Origin of the sequence: Zavarzinia sp. CC-PAN008 (assembly GCF_051903925.1) — a bacterium.
In the GTDB taxonomy this organism is placed as follows: Bacteria; Pseudomonadota; Alphaproteobacteria; order Zavarziniales; family Zavarziniaceae.
Window position 1 is genome coordinate 79,784 of sequence record NZ_CP173678.1, and the last position, 17,751, is coordinate 97,534.

Below are 17,751 nucleotides of genomic sequence, written 5' to 3' on the forward strand. Positions count from 1 at the left end.
TGTGCCATCATGCCCGGCAGGTCGGACTCATCGTCCGACCCCGTGGCGGGAGGGTTCAGGCATTGTCGGACGCGCAAGCAATCGCCGCACAGGCCGGTGCAGTTCCGCGGGCGGCGCGGCCGGCCAGCGGCTCCATGGAGCTGGATACCAGCCGCTATCTGTTCGCCGTGCGCGGCTTCCTGGTCTTTCTGGTCGTTGCCCACCACGGCTTCGATGTCTTTGGCGGGCTGGTGGAGCGGACGCCTTATCTGGACCGCTTCATGTCCTATGACATGGGCACGGCGCGCATGGCGTCGTTGTTCTTGTTCTCTGGCATGATGTTCCCACGCCTGTTCGCCAAGCACCCCCGCGACCTGCTGGCGGAGAAATGGGTGCCCATGGTCCACCTCTACGTGGTGTGGACGGCGCTCTATTGTCTGCTCGTCGGCCTGAAGGATGGAGCGCTGGGGGCCGTTCCGCTGGCGATCGCCAGCGAACTGCTGATGCCGACGACCCCCCTGTGGTTCCTGCAGCAGTTGTGCATCTTCTATGTGCTGCTCTGGGGTGCCATGCGCCTGGGCGCGCTGAAGGTGGCGCTGGGCGCGGCCCTTGCCCTGCTGCCGCTGCACCTGTGGCTGCTGCACGCCGGCCTGCTGGTCGAGCCGCATCCCGTGATCGAGTTCACCCGCTATTTCGCGGCGTTCACCCTGGGCGCGGCGACGGCGCCCTGGCTGCTGCGCCAGCCCTTGCCCTGGCCCCTGCTCGTGCTGTCGCTGGCGGCGATCACCGCGCTGTGCGTGCTGACGCCAGCGGGCGAGCATCCGACCAGCCTGGTGGTCTTTGCCGTGATCCTGATCGCGCAGCAGGTCCTTGTGCTCAGCCTGCCGCGGCGACCCTTCCTGTCACCCCTGGTCGAACCGATGGTCGCGATCGGCAAGCGCACCCTGCCGATCTACGTCATGCACGTGATCTTCCTGCAGGGGCTCTACCTCCTGTCCCAGGCGGCAGGCCTGCCGGACAGCGTCGCCGTCGCCAGCGTGGCGATCGTGGCTGCCCTGCTGATGTGCCTGGCCGGGGAATGGGCGGCCGCACGGCTGGGCCTTGCCCACGCGCTGGCGCTCAAACCCTGGCACAAGCGCCATGCCAGAGGGGCCGCGAGCGAGGCGTAAGGCGCCCCGTCCGCTCTCCCGACCCGCCTTCCCCGAAGCCGGCCGGTCAGGCCGCCTGGCGATCCTGCAAGGCGGCGCGGATCAGCTCGATCCGGTCATTGCCGAAATACATGTCGGTCCCGTCGACATAGACCGTGGGCGAGCCGAAGCCGCCGCGGGCGATCAGCTCCTCGGTATTGGCACGCAGGCGATCCTTGTAGGGTTGCGAGCCGATCTTGCCGAAGAAGTCGTCCAGGTCCATGCCGACCTTCTGCACGATGGCGGCCATCACCTCGTCCTGCGAAATGTCCTTCAGGTCGCCCCAATAGGCGTCGAACACGGCGGTGGCATAGGGCACCAGCTTGCCCTGTTCCATCGCGACGAAGCAGCCGCGCATTGCCTTGACGCTGTTGACGGGAAAGACCGGCGGATTGCCGATGCGGATGCCGCAGAAGCGCGCCCAGTCGGCCATGTCCTTCTTGTAGTAGGCCATCTTGACCGGCACCGGATTGGCGCGTGCCTCGTACACGCTGCCGTTGACGGTGTTGAACACCCCGCCTACCAGGAACGGCTTCCAATCGATGTCGATGCCGAACTCCTCCGCCACCGGCTGGATGCGGGTGAAGCCCAGATAGGTCCACGGGCTTGAGCAGTCGAAGTAGAATTCCAGTCGGGCCATTGTCGGCGTCTCCCCTCGTTTCCTGAATCTCTACCGCAAAACCATCGTGCACGGCGACCGCCGGCTTTGCGTGAGCGCCGGCCGGCCGCCAGAATGCAGCACAGCCCAACCAGCCGGATCGCCCGTGTCAGAGCAGATCGAGATCAGCGCCGCCCTCTATGCCTACATGGTCGAGGTCGCCTCGCGCGAGCCGCCGGCCCTGACCGCCTTGCGCGAGCGCACCGCCCGCATGCCCGAGGCCGGCATGCAGGTGTCCAGCGTCCAGGGCCAGTTCATGACCGTGCTGGCCGAGCTTCTGGGCGTCCGCCGCGGGATCGAGGTGGGCGTGTTCACCGGCTACAGCGCCGCCTGCACCGCCCTGGGCATGGCGCCCGGCGGTACCCTGGTCGGTCTCGACGTCAGCGACGCGTGGACGCTGATCGCGCGGGAGACCTGGGCCGAACTGGGGGTATCCGACCGCATCGACCTGCGCCTGGCGCCCGCGCTGGACACGCTGGGTGCCATGATCCAGGGCGGGGAGGCCGGAACCTATGACTGGGTCTTCCTGGACGCCGACAAGGAGAATTATGTGACCTATTGGGAGCGGGCCCTGACGCTGTTGCGGCCCGGCGGCGTCATCCTGGTCGACAACGTGCTGATGGGTGGCGGCGTGCTGCCCAAGCCGGGGCCGGAGGTGAGCGAGCGGCTGGGCCGGCTTGGCACCCATGTCCATCGCTTCAACCTGCATGTCCGCAACGACCAGCGCGTCAGCCTGGCCATGACCCCGATCGGCGATGGCCTGACCATCGCGAGGAAGCGCTGATGCCGGCCCTTGACGGCATCCGGGTGGTCGACCTCAGCCGCGTGCTGGGCGGCCCGTCCGCCACCCAGATCCTGGGCGACCACGGTGCCGACATCATCAAGGTCGAGCCGCCGCAAGGGGACGAGACACGCGATTGGGGCCCGCCCTTCGCCGACGACGCCCAGACCATGAGCGCCTATTTCATGGGGGCCAACCGCAACAAGCGCGGCATCGCGCTGGACCTGGGGCACGAGAAGGGACGCGCCGTCCTGCTGCGCCTGCTGGAGACGGCCGACATCCTGGTCGAGAACTTCAAGCCCGGCACGATGGAACGCTGGGGCATCGGGGCGGACGATCTGCGGGCCCGCTTTCCGCGCCTGATCCATTGCCGGGTCACGGGTTTTGGCGCCGATGGGCCGCTGGGCGGCTTTCCCGGCTATGACGCCGTGGTCCAGACGATGACGGGCCTGATCTCGATCAACGGCTCGCAGGACTCGGGCCCCACCCGCATCGGCATTCCGCTGGTCGACCTGGCGACCGGCCTCAATTCCGTGATCGCGATCCTGCTGGCCCTGCACGAGCGGCAGCGCTCAGGCCTGGGCCAGTTCCTGGACATCACGCTGTACGACACGGGCATTGCGCTGCTGCAGCCCTATGGCCCGAACTACCTGATGTCGGGGAACCTGCCGCGCCTGACGGGCAATGCCCACCCCAATGTCGTCCCCTATGACCTGTACCCAACCGCGACGCGGCCGATCTTCCTGGGGATCGGCAATGACGGCCAGTTCAGGAAGGCCTGCCTCCACCTGGGCAGGCCCGACGTGGCGGAGGATCCTCGCTTCCGCACAAACCCGCTGCGCAGTGCGAACCGCGATGCCCTGACGACCGTCATGCGGCAGATGCTGGCCGACAAGGATGGGCCAGCCCTGGCCGAGCAGCTGCTGGAGATCGGCGTGCCCGCGGGGCCGGCCAACAATCTCAGGGAAGCCTTCGAGCATCCCCACACCGCCCACCGCGCCATGATCGTGGAGGGCGAGAATGGCTTCCGCGCGCCAGGCCCGCCGATCAAGCTGGGCCGGACGCCTGCGGAACAGCGCCTGCCCCCGCCGCAGTTCGGCGCGGACAACCGCACCGTCCTGGCGCAAGCCGGCTTCAGCGCGGCGGAGATCGACGCCCTGGTGACCGACGGCGTCGTGATCGAGGGCGCGCGGCGCATGGGCAAGGGGTAGGGGCGACCCGAGGCGAGGCTGACGGCTCGCCTCGCGCGATCAAGCCCGGAACGCGGCGGCGGCTTCGGGCCAGCGGGCGGCGGGGCGGGCCGGCGCGTCGGTCAGGACATAGGCCGAGGGCGTGTCGAACAGCTTGCGCAGGACCATGTTGTTGAGCTGATGGCCGGAGCAGCGGCCGACCAGGCGGCCGATGATCGGACGGCCGGCCAAGGCCAGGTCGCCGATCGCGTCCAGTACCTTGTGGCGGACGAACTCGTCCGGTCGGCGCAGGCCCTCGGGGTTCATGACGCTCTCGCCATCGACCACGACGGCATTGTCCAGCGACCCGCCCAGGGCCCGGCCCATCGAGCGCAGGGCCTCGACCTCGTGCCGGAAGCCGAAGGTCCGGCAGTCGGCGATGGCGCCATCCAGGAAGCCCAGGCGCAGGCTGGTCTGGTGGCGCTGGCGCGCGACGGCGGTGCCGGGATAGTCGATCTCAAGGTCGAGGGCGAAGCCGTCATGCGGCTCCAGCACGACCGAGCGGCTCGGCTCGCGGATCTCGACGCGCGAGATGATGCGGATGGCGCGCCAGACTTCCGACTGCTCCACCAGCCCCGCCTCGGCGATGGCCAGGCGGAACGGCTCGGCACTGCCGTCCATGATGGGAATTTCCGGTCCGTCGAGCACCACCAGCGCGTTGGACACGCCAAGGCCGTGCAGGGCCGCCATCAGGTGCTCGATCGTGGCCACCCGCGTGCCGTGCTCGTTGGCCAGGGCCGTGCACAACAGCGTGTCCACGACCAGGTCATAGCGCGCCGGGACGTCCGCCATGGCGGCGGCCACGTCGGCGCGGCGGAAGATGATGCCGTGGTTCACGCGGGCGGGTCGGATCTCGACCGAAGCCGGAGTGCCGCTGTGCAGGCCCACGCCTTCGAGCCGGACGGGGCGGCTCAGCGTGGTTTGGCGATACGGGCGCAGCGGAATCACTCCCTTGTCTGACGGGACCATCTAACCAGCCCCCCCGTCGCGCACGAATCACATCGTGTTTCGCTGCGTTGCGGGATTCGTGATCGGGTCATCCGCTCCAGACGGCTCAGGCGGGGGGAAGTTCCGCGCGCCGGTCGGCGATCGCCGCCAGCACGGCGCGCTTCTCGTCGTCGCTGAGGCGGACCCAGCGGGCAACCTCGCGCAGTTCGCGCAGGCATCCGACGCAGCGTCCGCCTGGCCGGTCGAGCGCGCAGACCCCGATGCAGGGCGACCGCGGTGCCTCGTCGCTGCTTGCGCTGTGGTCCATCGCCCCTCCCGACGCCCCTGGTCGCGATCTTGAAATGATGAACCACCTCCTTATGATCCCCTGCGCCCGGCTGCCAGCGGAAACGTGCAGGACCTGCCTCCGCAACAGGCCCGGGCGGGAGGAACGTTGAGATGGACCTGAGCTTCACCCCCGAGGAACTGGCGTTCCGCGACGAAGTCCGCACCTTCATCGCCGAGAACTACACGCCCGACCTGAAGCGCAGGCACCTGGCCGGCGGCGACCGCAAGGATACCGTTGTCGAGTGGCAGCGCATCCTGAACGCCAAGGGCTGGGCCGCACCCGCGTGGCCCAGGAAGTACGGCGGCACCGGCTGGGGACCGACGCAGCGCTACATCTTTGGCGAGGAACTGGCCGCGGCCGAGACGCCGGGCCTGCTGCCCTTCGGCCTCGCGATGGTGGGGCCCGTGATCTACACCTTTGGGCGCGAGGACCAGAAGCAGCGCTACCTGCCCCGCATCCTGGGCGCCGAGGACTGGTGGTGCCAGGGCTATTCGGAGCCGGGCTCGGGCTCGGACCTGGCCAGCCTGCGCACCCGCGCGGTGCGCGACGGCGACCATTATGTCGTGAACGGCACCAAGACCTGGACGACGCTGGCCCAGCACGCCGACTGGATCTTCTGCCTGGTCCGCACCGACACGAGCGTGAAGCAGCAGGAAGGCATCAGCTTCCTGCTCATCGACATGAACACGCCCGGCATCACCGTGCGCCCGATCATCACGATCGACGGCAGCCACGAGGTGAACGAGACGAACTTCGTCGACGTGCGCGTTCCGGTCGAGAATCGCATCGGCGAGGAAGGCCAGGGCTGGACCATCGCCAAGTTCCTGCTGGGGCACGAGCGGTCGGGCATTGCCGCGGTCGGCCGGTCCAAGAAGCAGATCGAACGCCTGAAGCAGATCGCCGGGGCCGAGCGCCTGGACGGCTCGCCACTCATCCAGGATTCGGGCTTCCGCCGGGCGCTGAGCGAGTTGGAGGTCGACCTGCTGGCGCTGGAATATACCGAGCTGCGCACCCTGGCCGGCGAGCAGGCGGGCAAGGGGCCGGGCCCCGAATCCTCGATCCTCAAGATCCGCGGGACCGAGATCCAGCAGCGCATCACAGAGCTGGCGCTGGAGGCGATCGGCCCCTATGCCGCCCCCTTCGACCGCACCTTGGATGCGCCGGGCCGCAACGAGCCGTCGATCGGGCCGGACTATGCCGCCCTGATCGCGCCCAGCTATTTCAACATGCGCAAGACGTCGATCTATGGCGGCTCGAACGAGATCCAGCACAACATCATCGCCAAGATGGTGCTGGGCCTCTAAGGGCGCATCACGCGGCGCGGCAGCCCCCGCGAAAGCGGGCGCGGCCGCGTCTTGGGGCTAGGACTGGCGCGCCAAGATCGCTAGAACCTAGGCCACAGAACAACGAAGGCTGCCGTTCCCTGCATGGGGGGACGACGGAGCGCGCAGCCCCCCCGTCCGCCCCCAGCGAGTTGACGCCACATGGATTTCACCTTCTCCGATGAACAGAAGCTGCTGGCCGACAGCGTCGAGCGGTTCATCCAGGATGACTACGACTTCGACAGCCGTCGGGCGGTGCTGAAGAGCGAAGAGGGCTTCAGCCGCAAGACCTGGGCGACCTTCGCCGAACTGGGTTGGCTGGCTATTCCATTCTCGGAAGAGGACGGCGGCCTGGGCGGCGGTGCGGTCGAGACGATGATCGTGCAGGAAGCCTTCGGCAAGGGCCTGGTGGTCGAGCCCTATCTGTCGACGGTCGTGCTGGGTGGCGGCTTCATTCGCCATGGCGGCACGGCGGCGCAGAAGCAGGCGCTGATCCCCCAGATCATCGAGGGCAAGGCGCTGCTGGCCTTTGCCCAGACCGAGCCCACCTCGCGCTATGCCCTGAACGACGTCTCGACCAAGGCCGAGAAGTCGGGCAGCGGCTGGAAGCTTTCGGGCCACAAGGCGGTCGTGCTGCACGCGCCGTCGGCCGACAAGCTGATCGTGACTGCCCGCACCGGCGGCGCCCGCACGGACGAGGCCGGCATCACGCTCTTCCTGGTCGATGCGAAGGCCGCTGGCGTCACCCGCCGCGACTACCCGACCGTCGACGGGTTCCGCGCGTCGGAAGTCACGCTGGACGGCGTGCAGGTCGGCGCCGAGGACGTGATCGGTGAGGTCGACAACGGCCTGCCCCTGATCGAGCAGGTGGTGGACGAGGGCATCGCCGCCGTGGTGGCGGAGGCCGTGGGCGCCATGAAGGTGCTGAACGACACGACCGTCGAGTACCTGAAGACCCGCGTCCAGTTCGGCCAGCCCATCGGCAAGTTCCAGGTCCTGCAGCACCGCGCCGTCGACATGTTCATGAACTATGAGCAGTCGAAGTCGATGAGCTACATGGCGAACCTGAAGCTGGGCGAAGAGGCGAAGGCCCGCAAGAAGGCGATCAGCGCCGCCAAGGTGCAGATCGGCAAGTCCGGCCGCTTCGTCGGCCAGCAGGCGGTGCAGCTGCACGGCGGCATGGGCATGACGGACGAGCTCAATGTCGGCCACTACTTCAAGCGCCTGACGATGATCGACACCCAGTTCGGCAATATCGACCACCACCTGAAGCGCTTCGGCAGCCTCTAAGGCCGCCCCGCCCCGGTTGCAACAGCCGGGGCGTTGCGCTCAGTGAACCCACTCATCCCCGCGCAGGCGGGGATCCAGAGCCACAGGCGCTGTCCTGCTAGACTCTGGATCCCCACCTGCGCGGGGATGAGCGTTGAGGGGTGACGCACATACGGCCACAGCGTGATTGCCGCTGCGCCCGGTCATGACGTTAAATCCCTGACATATCTGGGCACCAACGGGTCCCGGTCGCGTTCCGCCCGCAAGGGGAAAACGAGGATGCGACATGACCCAAGCGGCGCTGGCACGCCCCGACGACAATACCCTATCGCAGCTTGAGGGCCAGGTCGCCCTGGTCACCGGTGCCGGCTCCGGCATCGGCCGCGCCGTGGCCATCGGGCTGGCCGCGGCCGGTGCTGCCGTGGCCGTCAACTACCTGACCAACCCCAAGCAGGCCGAGGCGGTGGTCGGCACGATTGCCGCGGCCGGCGGCCAAGCCTTTGCCGTGCAGGGCGACGTGGCGCAGGACGGGGCCGCCGATGCCATGGTCGCGGCCGCAGCCGAACGCTTCGGCGGGCTCGACATCCTGGTCGCCAATGCCGGCGTGCAGCACGATGCCCCCTTTGCCGAGATGACGGCTGAGCAGTGGGATGCCGTGCTCTCCGTCAACCTGCGCGGCCAGTTCCTCTGTGCCCGGGCGGCCCTGCGTACCTTTCGCGTCCAGGGCGAGCGCCGATCCCAGGCACGCGGCAAGATCATCTGCATGAGTTCGGTGCACCAGGCGATCCCCTGGGCCGGCCATGCCAACTACGCCGCGTCCAAGGGCGGCATCGCCATGATGATGGCAAGCCTGGCGCAGGAGGTGGCCGGCGAAGGCATCCGGGTCAACGCCATCGCCCCCGGTGCCATCCGCACCCCCATCAACGAGGAGACCTGGTCCGAACCGGAGGCGCGCCGCCGCCTGCTGAAGCTGATCCCCTATGGCCGCGTCGGCGAGCCGGAAGACGTCGCGCGCGTGGCGGTCTGGTTGGCCTCCGACCTCTCCGACTACGTGGTGGGCACGACGATCCATGTCGATGGCGGGATGATGCTCTATCCCGGATTCCGGGGGAACGGCTGATGGACGGCAGCACCGCGGCCCTGCCGCATGCCGACCGGATCGCCAATCGCGGGCGCCCGGGTCTGATCGAGGACTATGCCGTGATCGGCAATTGCGAGACGCTGGCCCTGGTCGGGCGCAGTGGCTCGATCGACTGGCTGGGCCTGCCGCGCTTCGACTCGGATGCCTGTTTCGCCGCCCTTCTGGGCGATCCCAGCCATGGCCGCTGGCTCATCACGCCGGAGGATGGTGACGTGCGGGTGAGCCGGCGCTACCGGCCCCGCACCCTGGTCCTGGAGACGACCTTCGAGACGGCGGAAGGGGCCGTCCTCGTCACCGATTTCATGGCCCGGCGCGACGGAGCCAGCGACCTGGTCCGCCTGGTGCGGGGCCTGCGCGGGCGCGTGTCGATGGTGCTGGACCTGGTCGTGCGCTTCGGCAATGGCGCCATCGTGCCCTGGGTCACGCGGCAGCAGGACGGCCGCCTTCAGCTGACTGCGGGGCCCGACCGCCTGCTGCTGGCCAGCGACATCGCCCTGACCGGCCGCGACCAGCGCACCGCCGGCCACTTCGTGGTGGAGGCCGGCCAGGAGGTCGGCTTCGCCCTCAGCTGGGGCCTGTCGCATCGTCCGCCGCCAGAGGCCCTGGACATCGCGCACGCGCTGGCGGAGGTCCAGGATTTCTGGACCGGCTGGGCCCAGACCTGCGCCAGCGCCGGCCCCTGGTCCGAAGCGGTGGTGCGGTCGCTGATCACGCTGAAGGCCCTGACCCATTGGGAGACGGGGGGCATCGTCGCCGCCGGCACCACCTCCCTGCCCGAGCGGATCGGGGGCCCACGCAACTGGGACTACCGCCTGTGCTGGCTGCGCGATTCGACCTTCACGCTCCTGGCGCTGATCGAGGCCGGGTACCTGGGCGAGGCGCAGGCCTGGCGCCAATGGCTGCTGCGCGCCATCGCCGGCGATCCCGGCGACCTTCAGATCATGTACGGCGTGGCAGGCGAACGGCGCCTGCCGGAGTACGAGGTGCCGTGGCTGACGGGGTATGAAGGCTCCCGCCCGGTGCGTATCGGCAATGCGGCGGCCGGCCAGCTCCAGCTCGATGTTTATGGCCAGGTGCTCGACACGCTCTATACCGCGCGCCATGCGGGCCTGGCCGCCGACGGCGCCAGCTGGGCGCTGGAGCGGACCCTCGTCACCTCGCTCGAATCGCTGTGGCGCCAGCCCGACGAAGGCATCTGGGAGGTGCGCGGGGGCAAACGCCACTTCACCCATTCCAAGGCGATGGCCTGGGTCGCCTTCGACCGCGCCATCCGCAGCTGCCAGGAATTCGGCCTCGACGGTCCGGTCGAGCGCTGGTCCCGCGTCCGCGACGAGATCCATGCCGAGGTCTGCAGGCGCGGGTTCGACGCCGATCGCAATACCTTCGTCCAGTCCTATGGCGCCTCCGCCCTTGATGCCAGCCTGCTGCTGCTGCCGATCGTGGGCTTCCTTCCGCCCGACGATCCGCGCATCCGGGGGACGGTCGCGGCCATCGAGCGTGACCTGGTGCGCGACGGGCTGGTCCTGCGCTACGACACGGGCAGTTCCGTCGATGGCCTGCCCCCGGGCGAGGGCGCCTTCCTGGCTTGCAGCTTCTGGCTGGCCGACAACTACGTGCTCCAGGGTCGCCGGGACGAGGCGAAGGCGCTGTTCGAGCGGCTGCTTGGCCTGGCCAACGATGTTGGACTGCTGGCCGAGGAGTACGATCCGGCCGACCGTCGGCAATTGGGAAACTTCCCCCAGGCCTTTTCCCATCTGGCCTTGGTCGATACGGCACGGCGCTTGACCGAGGCTGGGCCGGCGCACGAGCGCACGCTGGGCGGCGCTGCCGCGCACCAAGTCCGCGGCGCACAGCGCGGCGATGCCGGCCACCCCTCACCCCAAGACCGGCCCGAGGTCAATCGGCCCGACGCGGCAGGGGACAAACGAAAAGCCCGGCCGCGGAAGACCGGGCCGGGCTGATCTGGTGAGGCCCGCTCCCGTGAAGGGGGCGGGCCGTGACCACCGCGCTGGCTTTCAGAGCGCGGGTATGCGGCCCTGGAAGCTGCGCATGGCCTCGACGAAGGCGGCGGGGCTGTAGTTGTTCTCGTTGCCCAGGGCCGCATAGGCGCCGTCCAGGCCGCCGGCCAGACCCGAGAGTTCGGCACCGCCGACCTCGCCCCGGTCCTTGAGCGTGGCGATCAGCGCGCTCAGCGCCATGGCGGCCTGCTCCGCGTTCACATAGTCGACGAACGTGCCGGCCGCCCCCTCGGTCGCAATCGCAGAGATCAGGCCGCGCACGGTTGCCTTGTCGAAGCTGGTCGCAACCGCCTTCTGGGCGACGGCCTGGGCGGTGCCGGCCATGCCGCGGGCGGCCGAGGCCATCTCCTCTGGCCCGCGCTGGGAAGCCTGATGGAGGGCCAGCGTCTGCTGGCGCAGCTGGTTGGCCAGGCCCGGGTCGATCTGCCCGGCCAGGACGCGCAGCATCACCAGGCTGGACGTGTTGAGGCGCGGCACACCGGGGGGAAGGCCCACATCGGCCTGGTTCTGCCAGCGCACGTCGGTCGTCGGGTGGTGGCAGGCGTGGCAGTCGAAGTTGACGTATTCCGGAAACAGGCCGTCGCGGTTGCGGGCCGGGTCCGAAATCGCGTTCAGGTACTGCTCGGCGGCCATGCCCTGGCCAATGGCCCAGACCTTGGCGCTTTCCGTGACGATTTTCCGCTGACGATAGTCCTCGTCGATCGTGAAGTGCGCCGGCTGGGCCCAGGTGAAAGTGTCCAGCTCGAACTTGATGCGCGGATGGCCGGCACCCATGATCCGGTGCGTGATCGGGTGCCGCTCGTCGCCCAGGTGGCACGACAGGCACAGCTTGCCGCGCGCCATGGGATCGTCCAGCGGATACAGGCCCGCCGCCACGTTGACCTGATGGTCACCCGCCAGGTGCGGCCCGACCCAGTTCTGCGCCGGGCCGTGGCAGGCCTCGCACGAGACCCCGTCGGCCAGGTTGAACGTGACCGAGCGCCGCTCGGGCGGCACGAAATTGGCGTGGCACGACAGGCAGACCGGCGCCGATTCGGCGTCCGGCAGGCCCAGCGCCTTGGCGATCCGGACCGATTCCTTGGACCGCAGGGTCGAATGCGCCTTGGAATGGCGGTCGTCGCCCTGCCAGATCAGTGCCTCGTTCTGCTGGATGTTGGTCTCGCGGAACGGCTCGGCCAGGCTGTGGCAGACCGAATTGGCGCAGCCGGCAACGCCCAGGCTCTGCGCCGGGGAATCCATCGGCAGGACCGGCTCCGCCAGCGCGGGCGTCGCGTCCAGCGCCGCCGCCGCGCAGAGCAGTCCAAGACCGGCCAGGGCGCCGCGCGTCCCGGCCGTCAGGCGGAGTGTCAGAGGCATCACCATTCCCAAGCCCATCACAGTGCCGGCAGGGACGCGGCCACGCCCCGCAGCGCTTCAGCATAGACGGTCGGGCGATACGGCACGAAGCCATCCGCACCCGGCGCCACGGTTTCCGCCGTGCCCAGCGCCTCGACGCACTTGTCGAGGGCGGCGCGCAGCGGCGTTGCCTGCTCTTCCGTGATGTAGCCAGCACCCTGCGCCGTGTCGATCAGCGAGGCGAGAGCGTAATAGGCCTGCTCCGCCGCCATGTAGTCGACCAGTTCGCCCTGCGCGCCCTGCTCGATCAGGGCCTTGATCAGCAATCCGATCTCGGCCTTGCCGAACTCGTGGGCGGCGAATTCCTGCACCAGGTTCTTGGTGGTTTCCTGCAGCACCTTCGCGGCGGCGGCGACGGCGTCCGGCCCTTCGGTCGAGGCCTTGTGCAGGGCAAGCGACTGCTCCGACAGCTTCGTCGCCAGGGCGGGGTCAACCGCATTGGCCAGCACGCGCAGCATGATCAGGTTCGAGTCGTTGAGGCGCGGCACGCCCGGCGGCAGCCCGGTCGAGGCGCGCGGCGTCCAGCGGACCTCGGTCATCGCGTGGTGGCAGGACTGGCAGTCGTAGAACACGATCTCGACGCCATAGGGGCCGCGACCGCGCTTCGGATCCAGCAGGCCGCGCAGGATGTAGTCGATCTGCATCGCCTGGCCGATGGCCCAGGTCTTGACCCCGGAGACGACGACCTTGCGCTGGCGATAGTCCTCGTCCACCGCATGGTGGGCCTGGATCCAGGTGAAGTTGTCGAGCTCGAACTTGATGCGCGGATGGCCGGCACCCATGATCTTGTGGTCGACGAACTTCTCGTCATTGCCGAAGTGGCACGACAGGCAGAGTTCGGCGCGGGCGATCGGCTCCTCGGTCGGGAACAGGCCGGCCGCGATGTTCTGGGCATGGGTGGCGCCGGAGACGTGGCTGCCCAGCCAGTTCTGGCCGGGGCCGTGGCAGGCCTCGCACGCGACGCCGTCGGCGATGTTGAACTGCCGGCCACGCCGCGTGTCGACCACGTTATAGGCATGGCAGTCCAGGCAGATCTTGGCCGTCTTCGCGTCGGGCAGGCCCAGGTTCTGGGCGATGCGGACCGAGCGCGGCTCCTCCAGGATCTTGTAGGCGCGGGAATGCGCGCCGGTCGGGCTGTTGGGTGTCGACCAGATCGAGAATTCGTTCTGAAGCACGGTCGAGTTGCGCAAGGGCTGCGCCGCCGCATGGCAGGTGGAGCCGGCGCACGTCGTGTTGCCCAGGCTGATCGCGTCCTGGTTCTGCGGCAGGACCACGGCAGTCTGTGCCTGCGCCCCGCCCGCCGTACCCAACGAGAGCATCCCCGACAGTGTCAGCACGGCCATCAGCGCGAGTCCGCGCCCGCCGAGGTCCCGCCAATCCAGGCCCCAATTCCCCAGGCGCCGCATGCTGGTCCCCGCCCATACCCCTAGATTGGATGGGAGTATGCGCGAAGACTGCAAGCGGCGAAAGAAGCTTGCCGTCAGGGCGTCGCAGGTATTGCGGACTGTGGCGCGGGCGCTTCGGTCGACCCGGGATTGCCGGCGGGCTGTACCGGCGCCGGTGCGGCTTGTGCCGGGGCCTGAGGATTCGCGGCCGGCGCTGATGCGGCGGGGGCTGACGTCGCCCCGGTTGCGGCGGCGGGTGGTGGGACCGCCGGGACCGGTTCGGCGGGTGGTGGGGCCACCTGCTGCGCCGGCAGGCCCTGCACATCGGCGCCGGTGCCGTCATGCGCGCGCATCTGCTCGGCCATCCGCTTCAACTCCGACAGGGCGCCTGCCACTTCCGGGTCACGCGGCGCGATTCGGGCCGCTTGCGAGAAGGCGCCGACCGCATCGCCATAGCGGCCCAGCGCGACCAGGTTGCGGCCCATCGCCTTCCATGCGGGCAGGTCCTCCGAATCGATCAGCAGGCGCTGGCGCAGCGTCTCGACCTCGGCCTCGATCGCGCTGATGCCGGTGTCGCCGGCAGGCGTCGCGGCAGCGGCCGGAGCGGGGGCGGCCGGAGCGGGGGCGGCCGGAGCGGGGGCGGCCGGAGCGGGGGCGGCGGGCGCGGCGGCGGCGGGCATCGGTGGCGGCGGGGCCGCGCGGACCTGGGCCGCCGGCACGGGCAGCGGCTGGGCCGGCTGGCGGTCGGCGGTCAGGATCGCGCCGGCGATCACCGCCCCGATGGCGCCAACCAGCGCCAGGGACCAGAATACGAAGTCGTCGCGTTCGATCCGGATTTCCATGGACTGCCTTCCATCATGGCGCGGTGCCCGCCGCGGGCGGCCATGTGGCGCCGCCGGTTCGCATCCCCCGCCCCTTTTCGACCATAGTGGCGCATGATCTCAAGCCCGCTCGCCTGGCTGCTGCTTCTGGCCGCTCCCCTGGTGGGCAGCTTCATCGGCGCCTATGCCAGCCGCTGGCCGCGCCTGGGGGACTTCGCCTCGGGCCGATCACGCTGCGATTCCTGCGCGACCCCCCTGGCCGCGCGCGACTTGGTGCCCATCCTGTCGTTCGCGGCACTGCGCGGGCGCTGCCGGACCTGTGGCGCCGCGATCGACCCGATCCAGCCGATCGCGGAGATCGCCGCGACCGGCATCGCCGCGCTGGTCGTCCTGGCCCTGCCGCCGGGGCCGGACTGGATCGCTGGGGCCGGCGTCGTGTTGGGCTGGGCCCTGCTGGCGGGCGCGCTGGTCGATGCGCGCCACCGGATGCTGCCCGACTGGGCGACGCTGGGCCCGCTGCTGGGCGGGCTGGCCTTCTGGACCGTCCAGCTGGGCGCCGTTCCCGGGCCAGCGGTCATCGGCGTCCTCGTCGCCTATGGCGGCGCGACCGCGCTGCGCCTGCTGTTCCGTCGCCTGCGTGGCGTGGACGGCCTGGGCGAGGGCGACGCGCGGCTGCTGGCCGCCGCTGGCGCCTGGGTCGGCTGGCAGGGCCTGCCATCGGTCCTGCTGCTGGCCGCGGCGACGGCCCTGGCCGTCATCCTGTGTGCGATGGCTGTCACGCCTCGCGGGGATAAGGGCATGCCCGGGCCCGCCACTGCACGCTGGGCCTTTGGTCCGTACCTTGGCGCCGCTATCCTGGTGGTCTGGCTGTTCGGACCCCTGTCGCCCTAGGCGTGCGACGGGCGGCCCACGAACAGGGGAAGGGGATCGCAACGCATGGAACGTGACGGCGGACCGACGACGCGCAGTCCCGCAGGGCAGGCCGCCTGGGCCGTGCCGCGGCGCCGCGGCATGCGGCGCTGGCCCGTGCTGCTGGTGCTGGCCATCGCCTTTGGCCTGCCGGCTGGCTTCATCATGCCCGATGCCGGCCAGCTGAAGAGCATGGTCCTGCCGCTGCCCGAGCTGTCGCGCGCCGAAGCCGCGGCGACCCTGCCCCTGCCCGAGCCCGGCGGCGGACCGGGCGCCGCGGCCAGCGCCAGCCTGGCAGCCATGCCGCTGCCCATGCCGGCGCCGGCCGTGCCCGCCCGCCCCCCGCGCGAGACGCGGGTGGCCAGCATGCCACCGCCCGGCGAGCGCGGCATCGGCCGCCCGGCGGGGCCCAGCCACCTGCCCGACCTGATCGGCACGCAGGCCTATTGGATCGAGTCGAGCGGCGAGCCCCTGACCCGGCAGGCCCGGGACAACCGCATGGGCTTCATCGAGATGGTCCTGGCGAACAAGGGCGTGAACAACCAGCCGCGCCGCGGCCGCCAACTCCTGGTTTCGGCCGCGCACATCCTGCCGCCGGGACCGCGCAACGGCATCGTCGTGAACCTGGGCGACCAGCGCCTGTACCATTTCCGGGAGGACGGCTCGATCGACACCTATCCGGTGGCGATCGGCAAGGTGGCGCGGTCCACCGTCACGCCGACGGGGGCCACGGCCGTCACGCTGAAACGGCGCCGGCCGACCTGGATCCCCACCGCCGACATGCGCCGGCGCAATCCCAACCTGCCCGCTTCCGTGGGCCCCGGTCCGCACAACCCGATGGGCCTGTTCGCCATGAACCTGGGCTGGGCCGGCTATCGCATCCATGGCACGAACGAGCCCAGCAGCATCGGCAAGATCGTCTCCTCAGGCTGCATCCGGATGTACCCCGAGGATATCGAGGCCCTGTTCGAGAAGACGCCGACCGGCACGCCCGTCGCCATCGTCAACGAGCCGGTGAAGCTTGGCTGGGAGCAGGGGGAGCTTTATCTGGAAGCCCATCCGCCCATGGAGGTAGCGACCGGCTGGGCGCGCGGCCAGCGGCCCGACCTGCCGGAGCCGGCCAACCTGCGCGAGCGCATCGGGCGCATGGCCGGTCCCGAAGCCGGCCGCATCGCCTGGGACATGGTGAAGCAGGCACTGGACGAGAGAACCGGCATTCCCTTGCGCATCACCCGGCCTGCCGCGGCGACCATGGTGGCGACGCCGCCGACCTGATGGCTGGGCCGTCGGCCCGGGGCGGGGCATTGGCCAGGCGAGTGGCAGCATGATGGTGCGTTCAGCGATGCCTTCCATGGCCAGGGCGGTTGTGGTGCTTGTGCTGGTCCTGGTGGCCGCCTGCGCGCCGGTGGTGCGGGGCCTGGGGCCGGAGGCCGTGGCCGATGGCGGTGGCGCCGCGCTGGGCGACACCCACTTTACGGCGATCGACGGGACCGACCTGCCGCTGCGGCAATGGCCCAGCGCCGGCCCGCCGCGGGCGATCCTGGTCGCGCTGCATGGCTTTGCCGACTATGGCCGGGCCTTCGAGAAGCCGGGGCCCTACTGGGCCCGGCAGGGCATCTGGACCTATGCCCCCGATCAGCGCGGCTTTGGCGGCACGCCCAGCCGGGGACGCTGGCCCGGGTCGGAGGCGATGATGGCGGACCTGGACCGCCTGGTGGACCTGGCCCGCCGCCGCCATCCCGGCACGCCCGTCTTCGTCCTGGGCGAGAGCATGGGGGGCGCCGTGGCGCTGGCGGCCGCGGCCCGGCCGCAGGGCCTGGCCGCGGATGGCCTGGTCCTTGTCGCACCGGCGGTGTGGGGCTGGAGCAGCATGCCGATGGCCGCCCGGGCACTGCTGTGGCTGACGGCCCATGCCATGCCGTGGAACCCGCTGACAGTGCCGCGCCAGCTGCGCATCCAGGCGTGCAGCGACATCGAGCTGCTGCGCGAGTTGTCCAAGGATCCGCTGATGCTGCGCCGGCCGCGCACCGACATGGTCTATGGCTTGGCCGACCTGATGCAGCAGGCATCCGACGGCGCAGCACAGGTGCGCCTGCCGACCCTGGTCCTGTGGGGTGGCAAGGACCAGATCGTGCCCCGCCGCCCGATCGAGGCGGCGATCGACGACCTGGACGGGCGGGCCCGGGAAGCCTTCTACCCGGACGGCTACCACATGCTGCTGCGCGACCTGGACGGGGAGGCCGCCTGGGCCGACATCGCCCATTGGATCGGCGATCCGGCCGCGCCCCTGCCCTCTGGCAGGGGCGCGCGGCCCCGGGACGCCACGGCGCAGGCGGCCGATCATCCACCGCGGTGACGACGATCATGGCGCGGCGCCGGGG

General features: G+C 70.0%; 16 protein-coding genes. 10 read left to right on the top strand and 6 right to left on the bottom strand.

What is annotated here, in order from left to right; all coding sequences use genetic code 11:
- The first annotated feature begins 62 nt into the window (after window positions 1-62).
- On the top strand, window positions 63-1,148 hold the full coding sequence (locus tag ACI6GS_RS00435; protein ID WP_439815802.1) for an acyltransferase family protein: 1,086 nt from the start codon (window positions 63-65) through the stop codon (window positions 1,146-1,148).
- A 46-nt stretch (window positions 1,149-1,194) separates the two neighbouring features.
- On the opposite strand, the gene ACI6GS_RS00440 is transcribed toward ACI6GS_RS00435, so the two are convergent.
- On the bottom strand, window positions 1,195-1,806 hold the full coding sequence (locus ACI6GS_RS00440) for a 2-hydroxychromene-2-carboxylate isomerase (protein ID WP_439815803.1): 612 nt from the start codon (window positions 1,804-1,806) through the stop codon (window positions 1,195-1,197).
- Between the two features lie 124 nt (window positions 1,807-1,930).
- Between ACI6GS_RS00440 and ACI6GS_RS00445 the strand changes: the two genes are divergently transcribed.
- The gene (locus tag ACI6GS_RS00445) at window positions 1,931-2,608 is read left to right on the top strand and encodes an O-methyltransferase (protein WP_439815804.1); all 678 of its coding nucleotides are present in this window, start codon (window positions 1,931-1,933) and stop codon (window positions 2,606-2,608) included.
- On the top strand, window positions 2,608-3,816 hold the full coding sequence (locus tag ACI6GS_RS00450) for a CaiB/BaiF CoA transferase family protein (protein ID WP_439815805.1): 1,209 nt from the start codon (window positions 2,608-2,610) through the stop codon (window positions 3,814-3,816). Before ACI6GS_RS00445 ends, ACI6GS_RS00450 begins: the two co-directional genes overlap by 1 nt.
- Window positions 3,817-3,855: 39 nt before the next feature.
- Here the strand turns inward: ACI6GS_RS00450 and lpxC are convergent, their stop codons facing one another.
- Both lpxC and ACI6GS_RS00460 read right to left on the bottom strand, forming a co-directional pair.
- The gene (gene lpxC, locus ACI6GS_RS00455) at window positions 3,856-4,803 is read right to left on the bottom strand and encodes a UDP-3-O-acyl-N-acetylglucosamine deacetylase (protein ID WP_439815806.1); all 948 of its coding nucleotides are present in this window, start codon (window positions 4,801-4,803) and stop codon (window positions 3,856-3,858) included.
- Window positions 4,804-4,888: 85 nt separating this feature from the next.
- Complete coding sequence (locus ACI6GS_RS00460; protein WP_439815807.1) at window positions 4,889-5,089, bottom strand: DUF1289 domain-containing protein; 201 nt, start codon at window positions 5,087-5,089, stop codon at window positions 4,889-4,891.
- 131 nt (window positions 5,090-5,220) lie between these two features.
- On the opposite strand from ACI6GS_RS00460, the gene ACI6GS_RS00465 reads away from it, so the two are divergent.
- From ACI6GS_RS00465 to ACI6GS_RS00480, 4 genes are all read left to right on the top strand, one after another.
- Entirely contained in the window at window positions 5,221-6,414 is a 1,194-nt protein-coding gene (locus ACI6GS_RS00465) for an acyl-CoA dehydrogenase family protein (RefSeq protein ID WP_439815808.1), read from the top strand.
- 180 nt (window positions 6,415-6,594) lie between these two features.
- Complete coding sequence (locus tag ACI6GS_RS00470) at window positions 6,595-7,722, top strand: acyl-CoA dehydrogenase family protein (protein WP_439815809.1); 1,128 nt, start codon at window positions 6,595-6,597, stop codon at window positions 7,720-7,722.
- A gap of 265 nt (window positions 7,723-7,987) precedes the next feature.
- Entirely contained in the window at window positions 7,988-8,821 is an 834-nt protein-coding gene (locus tag ACI6GS_RS00475) for a glucose 1-dehydrogenase (protein ID WP_439815810.1), read from the top strand.
- Entirely contained in the window at window positions 8,821-10,803 is a 1,983-nt protein-coding gene (locus tag ACI6GS_RS00480; RefSeq protein WP_439815811.1) for a glycoside hydrolase family 15 protein, read from the top strand. Before ACI6GS_RS00475 ends, ACI6GS_RS00480 begins: the two co-directional genes overlap by 1 nt.
- Window positions 10,804-10,857: 54 nt before the next feature.
- On the opposite strand, the gene ACI6GS_RS00485 is transcribed toward ACI6GS_RS00480, so the two are convergent.
- The 3 genes from ACI6GS_RS00485 to ACI6GS_RS00495 all read right to left on the bottom strand — a co-directional run bounded on the left by ACI6GS_RS00485 (window position 10,858) and on the right by ACI6GS_RS00495 (window position 14,482).
- Window positions 10,858-12,216 (bottom strand): multiheme c-type cytochrome, encoded by a 1,359-nt coding sequence (locus tag ACI6GS_RS00485; RefSeq protein WP_439815812.1) that lies wholly within the window; start codon window positions 12,214-12,216, stop codon window positions 10,858-10,860.
- A gap of 17 nt (window positions 12,217-12,233) precedes the next feature.
- Window positions 12,234-13,598, bottom strand: coding sequence for a multiheme c-type cytochrome (locus tag ACI6GS_RS00490; protein WP_439815813.1), 1,365 nt, complete (start codon window positions 13,596-13,598; stop codon window positions 12,234-12,236).
- Between the two features lie 137 nt (window positions 13,599-13,735).
- Window positions 13,736-14,482 (bottom strand): tetratricopeptide repeat protein, encoded by a 747-nt coding sequence (locus tag ACI6GS_RS00495; protein ID WP_439815814.1) that lies wholly within the window; start codon window positions 14,480-14,482, stop codon window positions 13,736-13,738.
- A gap of 93 nt (window positions 14,483-14,575) precedes the next feature.
- Here ACI6GS_RS00495 and ACI6GS_RS00500 point away from each other — a divergent pair, with 93 nt between their 5' ends.
- The 3 genes from ACI6GS_RS00500 (at window position 14,576) to ACI6GS_RS00510 (ending at window position 17,726) form a co-directional block, all read left to right on the top strand.
- On the top strand, window positions 14,576-15,352 hold the full coding sequence (locus ACI6GS_RS00500) for a prepilin peptidase (protein ID WP_439815815.1): 777 nt from the start codon (window positions 14,576-14,578) through the stop codon (window positions 15,350-15,352).
- A 45-nt stretch (window positions 15,353-15,397) separates the two neighbouring features.
- The gene (locus tag ACI6GS_RS00505; RefSeq protein ID WP_439815816.1) at window positions 15,398-16,645 is read left to right on the top strand and encodes a L,D-transpeptidase; all 1,248 of its coding nucleotides are present in this window, start codon (window positions 15,398-15,400) and stop codon (window positions 16,643-16,645) included.
- Window positions 16,646-16,721: 76 nt separating this feature from the next.
- Entirely contained in the window at window positions 16,722-17,726 is a 1,005-nt protein-coding gene (locus tag ACI6GS_RS00510) for an alpha/beta hydrolase (protein ID WP_439815817.1), read from the top strand.
- Window positions 17,727-17,751: the final 25 nt, after the last annotated feature.

Coding starts and splice junctions, on each gene's coding strand:
- ACI6GS_RS00440 (WP_439815803.1), bottom strand. CDS start 1,806: ATGGCCCGACTGGAATTCTACTTCGACTGCTCAAGCCCGTGGACCTAT.
- ACI6GS_RS00450 (WP_439815805.1), top strand. CDS start 2,608: ATGCCGGCCCTTGACGGCATCCGGGTGGTCGACCTCAGCCGCGTGCTG.
- lpxC (WP_439815806.1), bottom strand. CDS start 4,803: ATGGTCCCGTCAGACAAGGGAGTGATTCCGCTGCGCCCGTATCGCCAA.
- ACI6GS_RS00460 (WP_439815807.1), bottom strand. CDS start 5,089: ATGGACCACAGCGCAAGCAGCGACGAGGCACCGCGGTCGCCCTGCATC.
- ACI6GS_RS00465 (WP_439815808.1), top strand. CDS start 5,221: ATGGACCTGAGCTTCACCCCCGAGGAACTGGCGTTCCGCGACGAAGTC.
- ACI6GS_RS00470 (WP_439815809.1), top strand. CDS start 6,595: ATGGATTTCACCTTCTCCGATGAACAGAAGCTGCTGGCCGACAGCGTC.
- ACI6GS_RS00475 (WP_439815810.1), top strand. CDS start 7,988: ATGACCCAAGCGGCGCTGGCACGCCCCGACGACAATACCCTATCGCAG.
- ACI6GS_RS00480 (WP_439815811.1), top strand. CDS start 8,821: ATGGACGGCAGCACCGCGGCCCTGCCGCATGCCGACCGGATCGCCAAT.
- ACI6GS_RS00485 (WP_439815812.1), bottom strand. CDS start 12,216: ATGCCTCTGACACTCCGCCTGACGGCCGGGACGCGCGGCGCCCTGGCC.
- ACI6GS_RS00490 (WP_439815813.1), bottom strand. CDS start 13,598: ATGGCCGTGCTGACACTGTCGGGGATGCTCTCGTTGGGTACGGCGGGC.
- ACI6GS_RS00495 (WP_439815814.1), bottom strand. CDS start 14,482: ATGGAAATCCGGATCGAACGCGACGACTTCGTATTCTGGTCCCTGGCG.
- ACI6GS_RS00500 (WP_439815815.1), top strand. CDS start 14,576: ATGATCTCAAGCCCGCTCGCCTGGCTGCTGCTTCTGGCCGCTCCCCTG.
- ACI6GS_RS00505 (WP_439815816.1), top strand. CDS start 15,398: ATGGAACGTGACGGCGGACCGACGACGCGCAGTCCCGCAGGGCAGGCC.
- ACI6GS_RS00510 (WP_439815817.1), top strand. CDS start 16,722: ATGGCCAGGGCGGTTGTGGTGCTTGTGCTGGTCCTGGTGGCCGCCTGC.